Annotated in this window: 11 protein-coding genes and 1 pseudogene; 5 read left to right on the top strand and 7 right to left on the bottom strand. The window is 66.2% G+C overall.

Annotated features, from left to right (window positions below):
* Nucleotides 1-7: 7 nt before the first annotated feature.
* The 4 genes and pseudogenes from DK26_RS24810 to DK26_RS24795 form a co-directional block, all read right to left on the bottom strand.
* Entirely contained in the window at nucleotides 8-1636 is a 1629-nt protein-coding gene (locus DK26_RS24810) for a GMC family oxidoreductase (RefSeq protein WP_066478526.1), read from the bottom strand.
* Complete coding sequence (locus DK26_RS24805) at nucleotides 1623-1991, bottom strand: hypothetical protein (RefSeq protein ID WP_066478519.1); 369 nt, start codon at nucleotides 1989-1991, stop codon at nucleotides 1623-1625. The genes DK26_RS24810 and DK26_RS24805 overlap by 14 nt, the downstream gene beginning before the upstream one ends.
* Nucleotides 1988-3370, bottom strand: a pseudogene (locus tag DK26_RS24800) (sugar porter family MFS transporter); the annotation flags it as partial. The pseudogene DK26_RS24800 and the gene DK26_RS24805, both read right to left, overlap by 4 nt.
* A gap of 25 nt (nucleotides 3371-3395) precedes the next feature.
* Nucleotides 3396-4733, bottom strand: a complete 1338-nt coding sequence (locus tag DK26_RS24795; RefSeq protein ID WP_184231612.1) for a DegT/DnrJ/EryC1/StrS family aminotransferase — start codon at nucleotides 4731-4733, stop codon at nucleotides 3396-3398.
* A gap of 136 nt (nucleotides 4734-4869) precedes the next feature.
* On the opposite strand from DK26_RS24795, the gene DK26_RS24790 reads away from it, so the two are divergent.
* On the top strand, nucleotides 4870-6225 hold the full coding sequence (locus tag DK26_RS24790; RefSeq protein ID WP_066478513.1) for a sugar porter family MFS transporter: 1356 nt from the start codon (nucleotides 4870-4872) through the stop codon (nucleotides 6223-6225).
* A 40-nt stretch (nucleotides 6226-6265) separates the two neighbouring features.
* On the opposite strand, the gene DK26_RS24785 is transcribed toward DK26_RS24790, so the two are convergent.
* Nucleotides 6266-7600, bottom strand: a complete 1335-nt coding sequence (locus DK26_RS24785) for a calcium-binding protein (protein ID WP_248310097.1) — start codon at nucleotides 7598-7600, stop codon at nucleotides 6266-6268.
* Between the two features lie 679 nt (nucleotides 7601-8279).
* Here DK26_RS24785 and DK26_RS24780 point away from each other — a divergent pair.
* From DK26_RS24780 to DK26_RS24765, 4 genes are read left to right on the top strand one after another with little or no spacing between them, the layout of a single operon-like run.
* Nucleotides 8280-10085, top strand: a complete 1806-nt coding sequence (locus DK26_RS24780) for a type I secretion system permease/ATPase (protein WP_248310096.1) — start codon at nucleotides 8280-8282, stop codon at nucleotides 10083-10085.
* On the top strand, nucleotides 10085-11488 hold the full coding sequence (locus DK26_RS24775) for an HlyD family type I secretion periplasmic adaptor subunit (protein ID WP_066478509.1): 1404 nt from the start codon (nucleotides 10085-10087) through the stop codon (nucleotides 11486-11488). The genes DK26_RS24780 and DK26_RS24775 overlap by 1 nt, the downstream gene beginning before the upstream one ends.
* Nucleotides 11489-11526: 38 nt before the next feature.
* A complete protein-coding gene (locus tag DK26_RS24770; protein WP_066478507.1) occupies nucleotides 11527-12660 on the top strand; it encodes a helix-turn-helix transcriptional regulator in 1134 nt (377 codons plus the stop codon).
* A gap of 4 nt (nucleotides 12661-12664) precedes the next feature.
* Entirely contained in the window at nucleotides 12665-13666 is a 1002-nt protein-coding gene (locus DK26_RS24765) for a M23 family metallopeptidase (RefSeq protein WP_066478505.1), read from the top strand.
* A 140-nt stretch (nucleotides 13667-13806) separates the two neighbouring features.
* On the opposite strand, the gene DK26_RS24760 is transcribed toward DK26_RS24765, so the two are convergent.
* Nucleotides 13807-14517, bottom strand: coding sequence for a SapC family protein (locus DK26_RS24760; protein ID WP_066478503.1), 711 nt, complete (start codon nucleotides 14515-14517; stop codon nucleotides 13807-13809).
* A 38-nt stretch (nucleotides 14518-14555) separates the two neighbouring features.
* The gene (locus DK26_RS24755; RefSeq protein WP_184231611.1) at nucleotides 14556-16106 is read right to left on the bottom strand and encodes a ShlB/FhaC/HecB family hemolysin secretion/activation protein; all 1551 of its coding nucleotides are present in this window, start codon (nucleotides 16104-16106) and stop codon (nucleotides 14556-14558) included.
* Nucleotides 16107-16134 lie beyond the last annotated feature (28 nt).

Raw genomic sequence — 16134 nt, 5'->3', positions numbered from 1 at the left:
CGCGCCGTCAGGCCGCGACCACCTGCTGACGAGCGGTCGCGACGAGATGGCCGCCCAGACGGTCGGCCATCGCCATGATCGTCAAGGTCAGGTGCTTGTCGGGCAGATCGGGAATGACTCCGCCATCGCAGACATAGAGGTTGTCGAAGTCATGGCATTTCAGGTCGGCATCGACGACACCGCGGCGAGGGTCCTGCGAGATGGCGGTTGTGCCGGCATAATGGATTCCGGTGCCGCTATTGTCGCGGCTGGCGTAGATCATCGTGGCGGAGGCCCGCCGGAGTACGCGCCGGCCCCAGACGCTCATCGCATCCATCATCTGATGGCTTGCAGCGGGGATCGTGAAATCGACCTCCACCTGAGGGACGCCATAGGCATCGACGCTCCGGCCCGGCCGCACCCGGTTTCCGGGCATCGCCTCGCCCTGGCAGAACAGGCCGAGCGTGACATAGCTGTGGAACATCATCCGGGCGAACCGCTCCTTCAGGAAGGGCGGGAAGTGGCGCATGCCGGTCAGGTAATGCGGCACGTCGGGCGCGCTATGGATGGCGTGCCCGATGAAGGGGAAGGGCGCGCCGTCGGGCAGCCGGCCTTGCGACAACAGGATCAGCAGGTCGCCATAGCCGAGATCATAGTTGCGCCGCTTGCCCCAGAGCTTCAGCAGCGAGGTCGAGAGCACGACCTTGGGATTGTCCTGCAGGCCCGCTCCGACCCGCTCATGCCTGTTGCCGAGGCCGGAGGGATCGGCCTCATCGGCCGAGTTGAACAGGATGCGCGGCGTCTCGACCGCTCCGGCGGCCAGCACCACGGTGCCGGCGCGCAGATGCCGCCGCTCGCCGCTCACAAGATCGATATACTCGACCCCCGCGATCCGCCGGCTGTTACCGTCGCGGAGCAGGCGGACCACCTTCGCCTGCGTCCGCAACTCGTAGTTCGGCAGGTCGGCGATCTGCGGCAGCAGCCGCGTCGAGAACTTGTAGACCGCGCCGACCGGACAGCCCGAGGTGCACATCCCCGTCGAGATGCAGGATGTCGGGGTTCCCGCCTTGGTGTTGATCGCCTTGCGGTTCGGGATTGCGTGGGAGTGCCCGTCCTTCAGCGCCTTGACGGCATCGACGATCAGCCGGTCGGCCGGGCGCAGCGGCTTCGGCGGCAGGTAATCGCCATCCGGCAGGTTCGGCAGCCCTTCCTTGGTACCGCAGACGGCGATCAGGCGCTCGACCGCGCCGTAATGCGGTGCGAGATCGGCATAGGAGAACGGCCAGGACTTGAAGTCCTCCGCCGAGAACCGGACGCTGACGCCGTTCCAGAGGTTCTGCAGCCCGTTGACGGCGAGCACCTGGAAATGCCGGAAGCCACCCTTCGGCCGAGCTGTTGAACCGGTGCGGCCATCGGCGAAGAGCGGGTGGACGAAGAGGCTGTCATGCGGGTCGCTGGGCCAGGTCGTGCTCGGATCGATCCCGAAATCCCGGGTCACGCCGGGCGGTATCGTCGTCCGGAAATGGTCCTCCGGCAGCATCGTGCCATGTTCGAGCGAGATCGTGCGCAAGCCGGATCTGGCGAGCTTGTGGGCGAGAATGCCGCCGCCCGCGCCGGTGCCGACGACGACGACATCGCAGAATTCAGCCTCGGTCACGCATGCCTCCCACGGGCCACTCCCCGACCGAGCGCAAGAAGTCCGGTGAAGCGAAGCGGATATACTCGAGGAAGCCGAGCAGCGCGGTCCGCTCGGGGCCGAGATCGGCGCGGCGCAGCCGCCCCGTATGAGCGAAGTCGGCCCGCAGCTCGACCGCCGCGAGCGCCGCGCCGATCTGCCGGTTGGCACGTCCGATCCGCGTGATGTCGGCTAGCATCGGCATCAGCACCGCGCGATACGGGCTGAGCTCGATCAGTGCTGCAACCAGCCGCTCGCTGTCCCCGGGAATGGCCGTGCCGGCGGCATCGGCGCTGCCCGGCGTTTGCTGCTCGAGAGCCGGCGACAGCTGGTTCATGCCGTTGCAACCCGAACCGGAGCCGCATCGAGCGTCCGGAGCGGCCGGCCCGATTCGAGATGCCGCTCGATCTCCTCGAGCGAGACGCCGCTGGTCTCAGGCACCAGCAGATAGGTGAAGACCAGACCGGCAGCGCAGACCAACGCGTAGACCGCGAAAACCCCGCCGAGCCCGATACTGCTGACCAGCATCGGGAAGGAGAACACGACGAGGAAGTTGAAGCCCCAATTGGCGAGCGAGGTCACGCTCATGCCGAGGCTGCGAACCTTGAGCGGGAAGATCTCGGACATCATCACCCAGGGCAGCGGGCCGATGCTGGCGGCGAAGGCAGCGATGTAGAGAACCAGGCCGATTGTCGCGAGGATATCCAGCGATTCCGAGCCGGTGGCCGCGCCCAGCGCGATCATGCCCAGGCTGAGGGCGGTGCCGGCAAAGCCGATGAAGAGCAGGCGCCGCCGGCCGATCCGGTCGATCAAATACATGCCGACGAAGGTCATCCCGACATTGACGACGCCGATGCCGACCGTCGCCAGGATCTGCGTCGAGGTCGAGTTGAAACCCGCCTCCTTGAACACCGTCGGCGCGTAGTAGATCACGGCGTTGATGCCGCTGAGCTGCTGCAGGAAGAACAGCCCCATGCCGACGATCAGCGCCGGCCGGACCGTCGGGCTGAGCAGGTCCGCCCAGGTGCCGGGCCGGGTCCGTTGCTGCGCTGCCTGGCGGATGCTCGCGAGTTCCGCATCGACCGCCGGATCATGCGGCGCGAGCTCGCGAATCCGTGCGATCGCTTGGCGCGCCTCTTCGGTACGCCCCTGCAGGGCGAGCCAGCGCGGCGTATCGCCCATGCGATACATGCCGACGAGCAGGGCAAGGGCAGGCAGGACGCCCATCACGAACATCAGCCGCCAGGACTCGGCGAAGACGAAGTCGACGATATAGGCGCCGAGAATGCCGAGCGTGATCGCCAGCTGGTAGATCGAGACCAGCATGCCGCGCTTCTCGGCCGGCGCGCTTTCGGAAATGTAGAGCGGCGCCACCATCGCGGCGATGCCCACGGCCAGCCCGAGCAAGAGGCGCGAGGCCGTCAGGACCCAGACCGCGCCAGCCATAGCCGAGAGCAGCGCACCCGCCGCGAACAGCAATGCGGCGACCAGCAGCAGGGCCCGGCGTCCATAGGTTTCGGTGGTCCGACCCGCCAGCAGCGCGCCGCCCAGCGCGCCCAGCGGGACGGCGGCGGTCATCAGCCCCTCGTCGAACGGGCTGATGGTGAATTCCCCGCGCAGCAGATGCAGCGCGCCGGCGATGACGCCCTCGTCGAAGCCGAAAAGGAAGCCGGCAATGCCGGCGATGGCAGCTACGAAATAGATCATCGTCTCCGCTCTGGTTGGCGTGGGTTCGCGGGCGTCAGCGCAGGATGCCGTTCGCCACCTTGCGGAAGGCGGTAATGATGTCGCTCTCGTCGGCTTCGGTCAGGGTCGAGCCGATGGCGAGCAGGGCACCGCGCGCCTGGAACTCGTCGCAGCGCGGCAACGCGCCGACGCCATAGTCATAATCCTTGGCGAAGGCGTTGGCCGGGTGGGTCCAGGGGAAGCCGTCACGGCTGTTCGACCGGCGCTGCACCAGGCTCGGAACATTGAAGTACCAGTGCATGCCCCATTCCTGCATGGTGATGCAGGCGAGGCTGCCGGGCGGGCCGGCGATGCCCTCGGCGCGCAGCGCCTCGACGAAGCGCCGCGCAAGGCCCGCATCGGGTAACAGCATCAGCAGGAACGGCCCGGTATCGCCGGCCGGGTCCGGGATATGGCGGAAGCTGAGGCCGGGCAGATCGGCCAGCTGCTCGCGAATGCGCCATTTCGAGGCCCGCATCGCACCGGTGATGCGGGGCAGTTTGCGCATCTGCGCCAGAGCCATCGCGCCAGCGAGTTCGGACATGCGCGCGCCCATGCCCCAGAGCTGGCAGTTCTCGTCGGAGGAGTCGAGCCGGCCCTTCTCGTTGCGGGGATAGCCGAGGTCGTGCAGCGCCACGATGCGCCGGAACAGCGCGTCGTCCTCGGCGACGATCATCCCGCCATCGCCCGAGGTCATGTTCTTGTTCAGCTGGAAGCTGAAAATGCCGATATCGCCGAAGCGCCCGACCGCACGCCCGGCGACGGAGGCTCCCGCCGCCTGGGCGCAATCCTCGACCAGGCCGAGGCCATGGGCGCGGCAGATTTCGGCGATCTCGGCGATGCGCCCCGGAGCGCCGCTCATATGGATGCACAGCACGGCGCGGCTATGAGGCCCGATCTTGCGCTTGAGATCCTCGGGGTCGATGCAGAAGGTCTCGTCGATATCGACCAGACGGGGAATGGCGCCGGTCCGCACCACAGCCGAGAGGCAGCTCACCCAGAGATAGCCGGGCACGAAGACCTCGTCGCCCGGACCGACGCCGAGCGCCGACAGGGCGATCGTGAGGGCGGCCGTTCCGGACGATACGCCGAGCGCGTTGCGATGTCCGAAGGCCTCGCACCATTCGCGCTCCAACGTCTCGACCATGTGCTGCGGGTCGGGCCCATAGAAGCGGAACGGACTGCGCGCACGCACGACGCGGTCGACCAGCTCGCGCTCCTCCTCGCCGATCCAGTGCACCCCTGGCAGCTCCCAGGGCAGAGGCTCGCTCCTGACCGGCACGCCACCGTCGATGGCGAGCCGATTGGCCCGCTCCTGACCAACCCGCGATCCTGTCTCGGCCAGATCGGTCATGCGCTTCCCCCTGTCAGCAATGCGTCGCCTTGGCGGTCTGACCAACGAGATTGGAAGATGTTGATCTGGCCGACGAAGCGCTTGTAGCATGAAAGAGAGCAGCAAATCCGGCCTTTAGTTTTGGAAAAGATCTGAAATGATTGGAAATAACTGGATTTTCAGGTCTATCAGTCCAATTAAGTTGATTTTGACTCTAATTTTAGCGGGAGGAATAGCATTCGGATTTGGAATAACATCTGTTTCTGGCGTTCTGGATATTATAAAGTCGGAGTTTGAACTTTCGGAGATCGGCGAACAATTTGTCGTTGGAATTCTGGTCCTCGGTTGCTTCGTCGGCGCCGCCATAGCAGGGCCGATCTCGGCCCGCTGGGGCAGAAGACGAACGATCATGCTGGCGGTTGCGCTCGGTGGGCTCGGCTATACGCTGATCCTGGCCGGGATCGGCTTCAGCGGATTGCTGCTCGGGCGCAGCCTTGCCGGGCTCTGCATCGGCCTGATCTCGATGGTGGTGCCGATGTACGCGGCAGAGACGACGCCGGCGCAGCGGCGCGGCGCCGTGGTCTCGATGTTCCAGCTCGCGATCACGCTCGGCATTCTCGCCGCCTATGGCATGACCCTCGCCTTCGCCGCGAGCGTGCCCTGGCCGATTCTGCTCGGCGCCGGCGCGCTGCCCCTCGGCCTCGGCCTGCTGGCGATCCTGTTCCTGCCGGAAAGCCCGCGCTGGCTGGCCGCACGGGGCGAACATGCCGCGGTAGAAAAGGCGACGCTCACCCTCGGCCTCACCGATGAATGGCAGGAGACGCCGCCAGCACCCGCGCATGCCGGCAACCATGGCGGCACCGCACTGACACGCGGCAGCACCGCCGCCGTCCTCGTGTTCTGCAGCACGCTTTTCGTGCTTCAGAATCTGAGCGGCATCGACGGCATCCTCTATTATGCGCCGCGGATATTCCAGGAACTCGGCTTCTCGGCCGGGACGGCGGCGCTGGCGGCGACCTTCGGCCTCGGACTGGTCAATGTCCTCGCCACGATCGCCGCCATCGCCCTGGTCGATCGCCTGGGCCGCAGGCCGTTGCTGATTTTCGGCTCAGCCGCAATGGCGATCGGGCTTGCGGCCGTGGTTATCGCCTCCCAGCTCGGCTGGCCCTGGGTCGGCCTCGCAGGCCTCGCCATCTTCATCGCGGCCTTCGCCATGAGCCTCGGCCCGCTGCCCTATGTGCTGATGTCGGAGCTGTTCCCGACCGCGATCCGCGAATCCGGCATTGCGGTCGCCTCGGCGACGAGCTGGCTGTTCAATGCCCTGATCGCCTTCACCTTCCTGTCGCTGGTGGCGGCGATCGGCCTTTCCGGCGCGATCGGGCTGTTCCTTGTGGTCTGCCTGCTCTCGCTCGGTTTCTGCCTGGCCTTCGCGCCGGAGACGCGCGGCGCCCGGCTCGAGGACATCGAAGCCGCTGTGCTGGCAGGGCGCCCGTTGCGCCGTCTCGGCGGCTGAGGCGGCGGCGCGATGCGTCGCCACCTCCGGCTGGTAGGTCTCACACGAGCGTAATGGCGTCGTAGCCGAGCGCGTCGTTGATATCGGCGATAGAGGTGAAGGTCCCGCCGCCGGAAACGCCGTCGATCTGGATCGTGCCGAAGCCGAAGTCGAGCACGACGCTGGCGCCGGAATCGTCCACCGTCACCACGGTGGTGTCCGGATCGAGGACATCGACCACGATGACATCCTCGTCGGGCACGTCGAGATCGGTGACCGTATCGTCACCGAAGGGATTGTCGGCGCCGTCCCCGAAATGGAAGGTGTCGGTGCCCGGGCCACCGGTCAGCAGATCATCACCGGCATCGCCATAGATGTGATCGGCGCCGTTGCCGCCATTGATCTCGTCATTGCCGGTCCCGCCATGGAGGTGGTCGCTGCCGGCACCGCCGCTGATGCTGTCGTCGTCGGCATCGCCCCATAGATTGTCGCTGCCGCCGCCGCCATCCAGGCTGTCGTTGCCGTCGCCGCCGTAGCCGGTGTCGCTGCCGGCGCCGCCGTCGAGCTGGTCGTCGCCGTCATTGCCGTTCATGGTGTCGTTGCCGGCGCCGCCGCTCAGGGCGTCGTTACCGTCGCCGCCATTGAGCGTGTCGTTGCCGTCGTCCCCGTTCAGCGTGTCGGTGCCCGCGCTGCCGCTCAGGGTGTCATTGCCATCGCCGCCGTTCAGCTCGTCGTCACCGGCGCCGCCTTCCATGGTGTCGTTGCCGGCATCGCCGCCCATGACGTCATTGCCGAGGCCGCCATTCATGGTGTCGCCGCCGTTGCCGCCATTCATGGTGTCGCTGCCGCCGGCGCCGTTCATGACATCCGCGCCGCCATCGCCGTTCATGGTGTCGTTGCCGAGTCCGCCGTCCATGTTGTCGGCGCCGGATCCGCCGTTCAGCGTATCGTTGCCGGTGGCGCCGGTCAGCACGTCGTCGCCCGACCCGCCGTTGACGGTGTCGTCGCCTGCACCGCCATCCAGCGTGTCATTGCCGGCATCGCCGTTCAGGATGTCGTTGCCGGCATTGCCGTTAACGACGTCGTTGCCGTCACCGCCACTGACCGTATCGTTGCCGGCATCGCCGTTCAGGGTGTCGACCCCGGTGCCGCCGAGTATGTAGTCGTCGCCCGATCCGCCATTGACGAGATCGTTGCCGCCATCGGCGTCGATCCAGTCGTTGCCGGCGAACCCGTTGATGATGTCGTCACCCGCGGTGGAAGGAGGAGGAATGATATCGTCGCCGGGTGTACCATTGATGATAGCCATGGCAGTTCTCCCTGTTGCGAAATCAACCCTCGCCTGGGCGCAGGACTGCGAATGCGCGTAGTCATGCACATCGGCATCGATCGTCATGGATCGAACATTGCTGCGAGGGCGGGCGACGCTACGGAGATGCAGGGGGGCGACGCAATCCCCATTTGGAGACAAAAGGCTGTCGGCGCGACCGCTATTCTGGCTGCGGTTCTCTGAGTATTTCTCTTAAACTTCAGGTCTGCGAACGTTAAACTCGCGGTTCGCGAACTTGCCCTGGCGTCGTCCATCACGCTCGCCGCGACCGGGCTTACGCGAGCGGCGCCGCTTCCGCCGGGCGCCGTCGGAATTGCGAAGTCTCCAGCACGTCGGGCGCCGAAACCATTTCTGTCACCAAATGGGGATTATGCCGGCGGATAGGCTTCCCTAGCCTCGCCAAGCGGCGTCAAGGCCGTCTCCGGCCGGCAACGATGCGGGCCAATCGGTTCGCTCGGTGTTTACGGCAATCTGCAGTGGCGTGCGCTGGAAAACAGGGGAGGCGAAGTCATGGCGATGGACGAGCTGACGGCGATACGAACGTCCGAGACAATTCCCTTGTGCGGCTTGGGCGGGTTACCGGGCTCAGGGGGCGGATGCTTTTGCACCAAGCCGCGATGCGGCATGTCCTGAAGCTTGAACGCCACCCTTCTCTCCAGTCCGCTCGAGCACGATCTCGACAGAAGCCGGCTCGGCATCGAGCTCTGACATTATTCCATCAACGTCACTTCCCGTCCGAGGACACATGTCCGACGCGTCTGCGAGCCGCACGACTTCAGCGTTTCGCGCCAAGGCCACCGCCGACGCCGCCATACTGAGAGGCCGCGCTCTCATCATGGCGATACCGGGGCGGCAGGCCCTGCTGTGGGTCGTCGTCTTCAGCATCGCGATCAATGTGCTCCTGCTGATCTTGCCGTTCTATTCGACCCAGGTCTTCGACCGGGTTATCACCAGCGGCAGCGTCGAGACGCTCGTCGGGTTGACGGTCCTTGCCGTCGTGGCGCTCGGCTTCAGTGCCGGCTTCGATGTCCTGCGAAGCCGCCTGCTCGGCCGGTTTGCAGTCCGCTTCGAGCAATTGCTCGCGCCGCTCGTCCTCAAGGCTTCGATCATCGACCCCGCGCGACGGAACGAGGCCGGAACCCACGACATGGTGCGGGTGCGCGAACTCAGGAACATCTTGTCGAGCGGGACCGCCGCGACCTTGATCGACGCGCCGTTCCTGCCGGCCTTCATCGTCGTGCTCTACCTCATTCATCCCTGGTACGGGATGATTGCGCTGGTCGGCTCCCTGCTCTTGCTGCTGCTGGCCTTGGCGAGCGGGCACGTCGCCCGCACGGAACTGGCGCAGGCGTCGGGCACCGCGCAGCGTACCCAGCGTACACTCGACGGCATCGTCCGCCATGCCAGCCTCATCCGGGCCATGGGCTGGACGCACGGAGCCATCCGCGAGTTCTTCCGCCTCAACGACGAGGCGCTTGTGCCCTTGGTCAAGGCGAATGAGCGGGTCGCTCTGATTGCGGCGATCGCCCGCACGATCAGGGTCGTTCTTCAGGTCGCGGCGATCGGGGCCGGGGCCTGGCTCGTGCTGCAAAACGAGGTGCTGAGCGGCAGCATGATGGCCAGCTCCATCCTCATCGCGCGGACGTTGGCGCCGATGGAACATCTCGTCGCCGGGTTGCGGACGCTGACCTCGGCACGCGATTCCTGGGTTCACATTCGCGGCGCGGCCGCCTCGGCCCTGCTGAGCCAGCGCCGCACGCTCCTGCCTCCGCCGCTGGGCGCGCTCGATGTCAGCGCCGTCGGCTTTCGCCCCCCGAACGCCCGCCGCGCGGCTCTCGCCGGTATCAGCTTCCGCTGCGTTCCGGCGAGCGTCGTCGTCGTCATCGGCCCGACAGGGGCTGGCAAGTCGACGCTTCTGCGCATGATCGCAGCGCTCGAAAAGCCGACATCCGGCACGATCCGGCTGGACGGCGCTTCGCTCGAGCATTGGGACGCCGACCAGCTCGGCCGTTATGTCGGCTACCTGCCCCAGGATGTCGAGCTCATGGGTGGCTCCGTGGCGGAAGCGATCGCCGGCTTCGACGAGACGGCGACCGACGAGGATGTGGTCGCTGCCGCCAAGCAGGCGAACGCTCACCAGATGATCCTGGCGCTGCCGAATGGCTACGAGACCGAGATCGGCCGGGACGGCAGCAAGCTCTCCGGCGGCCAGCGCCAGCGCATCGGGCTGGCCCGCGCCCTCTTCGGCAGGCGCAAGCTCATCCTGCTCGACGAGCCCAACTCCAATCTAGACCCGGATGGCGAGGAGGCACTGTGCCGGGCGATCAGGGAGGCGAAGTCGCGCGGCATGACCCTCGTCATCGTCACGCATCGCCCCAGGCTGTTCACGGTCGCCGATCTGATCCTGTTCCTGCGTGACGGCGTCCAGGTCGCGTTCGGCACGCCCGACGAGGTGCTCCCGCAGGCCATGGCGGGAGCCACGCCGATACGGCCGTCGCGTTCGGCTGCGAACGAGCAGGCCAAGCCCGATCTCATCGAGGGGAGGCGTTGATGCCCGGCGCCGATTCCGGATCGCAGTCGCGCTGGGTGCCGAGCATCGTGCATGGCGGCATGCCGGCCTCTGCGCCGCGCGAGCTCAGTGCCGGCCCGCACGACGTGGCGGAGCGTCCGCGCTCCGAGACTGGACCGCTCGTCCTGTGGGGCGCCGTGCTCGTCGTCCTGCTCTTCGGCATTTTCGGCGTCTGGGCCGGAACGGTGCCGCTCGCCAGTGCGGTCATCGCGCCCGGTGTGGTGAAAGTGCTGTCCCAGCGCCGCGCGGTGCAGCATCTCGAAGGCGGCATCGTCAAGACGCTCTTCGTTCGCGAGGGCGAGCGGGTCGACCGCGACCAGCTCCTCGCCCGGCTGGACACGACACAGATCGAGGCCAATCTCGGTGTCCTCGAGAGCAAGCTCTTCGCCGATCTCGCCATGGAGGCGCGCCTGGAAGCGGAACAGGCCGGCGCCGCCGCGGTTTCGTTTCCGGACGAGCTGAAGGACGGTGCGAGCCACCGTGAGGCGCAGGTCTCGATGGCGAGCCAGCAAGCGGAGTTCTCGGCGCGAGCAGCCTCGCTGCAAGGCGAGCGCCACCTCATCGACCAGCAGATCCTGCAGCTGGAGGACGGCATTCGCGGGCTCCAGAGCAGCTCCAGCGGCCTCGAGCGGCAGCTCGCCTTTCTCCGGGAGGAGATCAAGGATTCGGATTTCCTCCTCGCCAAGGGGCTTGCCCGAAAGCCCAAGGTTCTCGCCCTCAGGCGGGCAGAAGCCGACGCCGAAGCGCAGGTCACGACGAACGCGTCCTCGGTGGCCCAGTCCCGGGGCAAGATCGCCGAGCTGGAGAACAGGCGCGGGCAGCGCGTCCTGACCTGGCTCGAGGATATCGCCAAGCAGCGGCATGCCGCGCGCGAACGCATCGCGGACACCAGGCATCGGATAGCGGCAGCACGTGACATTCTCGTCCGCAGCGAGGTCCGGGCCCCCGAGAAGGGCATCGTGGTCGGCCTCAACACCAGAAGCGTGAACGCCGTGCTGGCGCCGCGTGAGCCGCTGCTCGATATCGTGCCGGTCCAGGACCGGCTGATCGTCGAAGGCGAGGTCAAGCCGACTGATCGCAACGAAGTGCGGGTGGGGCAACCGGCCCGTATCCAGATCCTCGCGTTCAACGCGCGCCGCTCACCCTTGCTCGCCGGCGCGGTTACCATGGTTACCGCGGATGCGCTCATTGATCCCAGGACCGGCAGGTCGTTCTATAAGGCCGAGGTCGATCTCCAGCGTACGCCGGAGCTCTCCACCTATCTCGCCTCGCTTCAGCCGGGCATGCCGGTCGAGATCTTCATCGAGACCGGACAGCGTACCTTCGCGGAGTATCTGCTGCAGCCGCTGATGGTACGCATGCAGCGTGCATTCAAGGAGAATTGAGCCAATCGGCCGGGGGAACGTGAGACAGGGAGGACCCGATGCTGCGGGACGATTCCACCAGGCCGGCACAGCCGGGCAGGGCCGCCATGCTTCTCGCTCTCGATGCCTTCGGGCGAGCCATGCTCGGACTGCTTGAATGCAAGCGATGTTTCGCGCTGACGCTTGTCCGATCTAGCGGATTTGCGGGTCAGGCCGCTCGCGTCGGCTTCGACAGCAAGGTGCAGCCATCGGCAGACGTGATCACGCATCTGGCGCATCGGCCGGAATGGCAGGACAAGAGCCTGTTCGCCGTCGACCCCGCCGACCGGCTCGTCACGGAATTGCTCGGCAGGGAACAGGACGAGCCCTTGCACGGGCTGGCAGGTCGCTTGCCGTGCGGTGACGGAAGCGATCTGATTTTCCTGGCGGGCTGGCGTTCGCGTCCGCTGTCGGCCGACGAGATCGTCTGCGTCTCGCGCGCTGCCGGCGTCATATGGGCGACGACGCTGGGGTTCACGCAGCATCGCTCCGACGATCTGAGCCTCGATACGCTCCTGGAGGAACTGGCTTTTCCGGCCTTCACCGTGGACCACAGATTGCGGATCCTTGAAGCGAACGATGCGGGCCGGCAACTGCTTCTGGCGAAAGCTCCGCTGCGTCTCGATCACGGTGCGCTCGTCGGTCCGAACGCACTGGTCAACACGTTACTGCACCAGGCGCCACGCGACATGACGGCAGCTCGTTGCGGGCGCGCCTGGACGAACACGATCATTCCCTTGTCTACGGACCACCGTGCCTTCGCGTTCGCCTGGATCGGTGCCGCGCCAACCAGGCAGCATATGGACCGCCTGCTCGTCATCATCCCGCAGATCGACCCGGCCGCGGGAGCCAAGCGCATCGCGACCGCCTTTGGCCTGCCCTGGGCCGAGGAAAGAATCGTCCAGCGCATCCTGCGCGCCGAGCCGCCATGGAGAATCGGCCAGGCTCTGGAGCTGACGGAAGCGACGGTCCGGACCTACATCAAGCGGATCATGCTCAAGCTCGGCATCAATCGCCAGATCGAGTTCTTTCTGCTCTACATTCTGACCTTGTCGCCCTTCGTCGATGGTTATCGGGACCAGATCGTCCAGGGCGAGATGAATGCGGGTCGGCCATTGGCGAAGCTGGATCGCTTCCGTCACGAGGGAGTGTGAATGCATGCAGCGGACCCGCCGCCTTCATGTCGCCGGGCCCTTGCTTTGTCTCGTCCTCGCGACAGGGGCCTTCTCCGAAGAGCTGCCGCTCTTCGACCTGCCGGTTGCATGCGAGCTCGGACGCAGTTGCTTCATCCAGAACTATGTCGACGCCGATCCGTCCGCTTCGACCCGCGACTACACCTGCGGCACCCTGTCCTATGATGGTCATAACGGTACGGATATCCGCCTGCCGACGATGGCAGAGCAACGAGCCGGCGTCGATGTGCTGGCGGCGGCCCCCGGCCGGGTGCTGCGGCGGCGCGACGGCATGGCCGACACCTCGGTCCGAGAAGGCGGCCGAGACGCGGTGAAGGGCTCGGAATGCGGCAACGCCGTCGTGATCGCGCATGACGCTGGCTGGGAGACGCAGTATTGCCACATGGCTCGCGGCAGCCTGCGCGTCGCGGTTGGCGAACGGGTCGAGGCGCGCCAGCCGATCGGGCGGATCGGCCTGTCCGGCCTGACCGAATATCCGCATCTTCACTTCATCGTCCGTCATCGCGGCGAGATCGTCGATCCCTTCGCCCATCAGGCCGCCCCGAACGCGTGCGGAGCCGGTCGCATGCTCTGGCTGCCGGCGCTACGTCCTGCGCTCGCCTACCAGCCGCGACAGGTCCTGAACGCGGGCTTCGCCGGCACACCGGTGACGATGGCCTCGCTGGAGGCGGGTGACGTGGTGCGCCAGCCGCCGGACACCGAGACGCCCGCGCTGGTGGCTTACATCCGCGGGATCGGCCTCAAGATCGGCGATGTCCAGGCGATGATCCTGCGCGATCCGTCGGGCCAGGTGATCGCCAGGCATGAAGCAGAGCGGCTTCCGCGAAATCAGGCACAGACCTTGATCTTTGTAGGTCTCAGGAAACCGCCTACCGGTTGGGCGCGAGGCACCTACAAGGCCAGCTACACGGTGCTCCACGAGGGCAATCTGGTTCTGGAGCGCAGTTTCAATATCGACCTTCGATAGCACCGCGCCTGAGTACCTGGAGCATTGGACCGAAAGGTGAGATCCACTTTTCGGTCCAGTATTTTAGCGACGAGCCAGAGCGTCAGTCCGCATCCGCTAGGACGTTCGGTGATCTACCCGGTTTCTGGACGGGGAGAGCGTCAAAGGCGCTCGCCGAGCTGGGCGAAATTCGCCAGGCTGATCAGATGGGCGTGGATCGGCACGAGATAGCCCTTGCGCCGTAGGTCGATCCACGTCTCGTTCGAAAGTGCGTTGAGGCGTTCCTCGCTGATCGCCGAAAAGCCGCTGTAGCTGGATGTCGCGCCGTCGGCCGCGCGGATTTCGACGTTGATCGTTTGAAACAGATCGAGCGCCTTCAGCTCTGCCGTGAAGGCAGCGGTCGCCTTGGCAGCGTCGCCATACTCGGCCACGAAGCCGATGACCCGCTGCAGCGCCTCGGCCGGCTCGCCATCCTCACCGAACAGCGGCTCGCCGGTTTCGTTCTGCAGCCCGGTAAAGCCGCCGTCGATGCAGACGACCTGCTGGTCGCTCGAGACATCGCCGCCGATGAAGGGGTAGCGCCGCAGATAGGCCGGCGCGTGATGGCCGCGCCAGCGCCCTTCCTCATCGACGAAACGGCTCTCGCCAGGGCGCATGCCGACCATGAACAGCGGGGAGACGGCGCCGGCTTCTTCCAGGAAGAGGATCGGCATGTCGCGGCAGCCGGCTACGAACTCGGCCATCAGCGCCGGCAGGACATGCGCCTGGGCCGCAAAGGCAAAGGGTTTCTCGGCAGGGGAGAGCCGGGCCTTGCGATGCGTGCTGCGGTCGAGGACGGCGATGCTGGAGTAGAACAGGGGCAGGGGGGCCATAGTCTTGTCCTGGAAGCGGGATGGCGATGTCTAGAGGTTCAGATGGTCTTGCGCAGAGTTACGCGGAAATAAAGCTCCGCGTCACGCTGGGTCGCCGAGACACGCTCCAGCGGCCGCCCTATGCCGCCTTCGAGCGTCGCCCAGTCGAGCGGCCGCCAGATCAGGCCGGCGCCGATCGAGGTCGCCCGGCTGGTGAAGGTCGGATTGGCGTAGGTCCTGCCGTGATCGAGGAAGACGAAGGCCTCCAGCTGCTTCAACACGTCCGGCAGGACGTAGTGGAGTTCGGCCTGGCCATAAAAGCCGGAATTGCCGAAGGCGACGCCGATCGGATAGCCGCGAACCGTCGTCGGGCCGCCGATCTGAAAGATCTGGTCGCCCGGCAGCTGTGTCTCGTTGGTGTATTGCCAGGCGCCGACCAGCGAAGCGTAGACATCGTCCGTGATGCGCCAGATCGAGGCGGCGTTGCCGGTCCAGATCGTGTAGTTTCGCCTGGTCTCGGCGAGCTTGTCGCGATGGGCGACCTGCGACCAGTTCACCGTCGAGGAATGGTTGAGGCCGGCGAAATTGAGGCTCAGCGCTGCTCCGGCGCTCGCACGGGTATAGCTTGTATCGACCGTGGCGATGTCGAGCTGCTTGCTGCGACCGGAGCCGCCGCCGATGGCGCCTACGGCTTGCAGGAGGATGGCGTCGGTCGCGAACACCGGCTGGGACAGGGTGAGCGCCCCGTTCTCCGAAATGCCTTCCGGCCGCAGCTCGCGAATCGTGCCGCTGACGATGCGGTAGGCCGAGCGCGTGAAGCTGAGGCCGAGCCGTGTGCCCCAGGGAGAGACCGGCAGCGTATAGCTGCCGGTGCCGACGATGCTGCCGCGCGCCCGCGAGCCGTAGAAAACCAGCCGATCGTCGATCCCGAGCAGGTTGCTGTGGCGCAGGAAGAGCGTGGCCTGGTAACGCCCGGTCGACTGCACACCCTGGTTGTCGAAGGAGATCTGGGCGAGGTTTCTCGGCGCCTCGGTGAGGATGAGGTCGAGATCGGTGAGGCCAAAACTTGCGCCGGCGTTGAGCTGGGCCCGGATCTGCGATTCATTGAGACGGTTGAAGATCGAGACGGTGCGGTTGAGATCCGGAGTGTCGACGACTTCTCCCTCGACGACGGGGACCTGCGAGCGCACATACCAGGGCCAGGTCTGGACAGCGCCCGAGACCGAGACCTTGCCGATCTTTCCCTCGACGAGTCCGATCTTGAGAACACCGCCGGTGAGCTTCTGCGGTGGCAGCACGGCGCTCGCCGTGACCTGCCCCTTCTGCGCGTAGAGATCGTTGACCGCCTGCAGGATCTTGCCGATTTCGGCGAGATCGACGCGCTGGCCGACATAGCGCGCGCGGATTGTGTCCAGCTCGGCCGGATTGAGAAAGCGCGAGGCGTCGAAGTCGATGCGGGTCAGCACGACGCTCGCGCCGCCCGCTGGAAACTCCAGCCGCGGGCCGGTGGGTGGAGCGACCACGGCAGGGCCGCTCTGGCGCTGCGGCGCGGTCTGGCGCTCGATCTCCAGCCGCTGCCGATCGGCCTCGCTCTCGATCGTGCGAGACACGATCTGTGCGGAGGCCGACCCGGCGGTG

Origin of the sequence: Allobosea sp. WAO (genome assembly GCF_001509835.1) — a bacterium.
Taxonomy (GTDB): Bacteria; Pseudomonadota; Alphaproteobacteria; order Rhizobiales; family Beijerinckiaceae; genus Allobosea.
Note: the sequence above shows the minus strand (reverse complement) of the source record. Positions and strands in the feature narration are given on the sequence as shown.

Excerpts from the sequence above, each read along its gene's own strand:
- DK26_RS24805 (WP_066478519.1), bottom strand. The coding sequence starts at position 1,991 with ATGAACCAGCTGTCGCCGGCTCTCGAGCAGCAAACGCCGGGCAGCGCC.
- DK26_RS24795 (WP_184231612.1), bottom strand. The coding sequence starts at position 4,733 with ATGACCGATCTGGCCGAGACAGGATCGCGGGTTGGTCAGGAGCGGGCC.
- DK26_RS24790 (WP_066478513.1), top strand. The coding sequence starts at position 4,870 with ATGATTGGAAATAACTGGATTTTCAGGTCTATCAGTCCAATTAAGTTG.
- DK26_RS24785 (WP_248310097.1), bottom strand. The coding sequence starts at position 7,600 with ATGACGATCGATGCCGATGTGCATGACTACGCGCATTCGCAGTCCTGC.
- DK26_RS24780 (WP_248310096.1), top strand. The coding sequence starts at position 8,280 with ATGTCCGACGCGTCTGCGAGCCGCACGACTTCAGCGTTTCGCGCCAAG.
- DK26_RS24775 (WP_066478509.1), top strand. The coding sequence starts at position 10,085 with ATGCCCGGCGCCGATTCCGGATCGCAGTCGCGCTGGGTGCCGAGCATC.
- DK26_RS24770 (WP_066478507.1), top strand. The coding sequence starts at position 11,527 with ATGCTGCGGGACGATTCCACCAGGCCGGCACAGCCGGGCAGGGCCGCC.
- DK26_RS24765 (WP_066478505.1), top strand. The coding sequence starts at position 12,665 with ATGCAGCGGACCCGCCGCCTTCATGTCGCCGGGCCCTTGCTTTGTCTC.
- DK26_RS24760 (WP_066478503.1), bottom strand. The coding sequence starts at position 14,517 with ATGGCCCCCCTGCCCCTGTTCTACTCCAGCATCGCCGTCCTCGACCGC.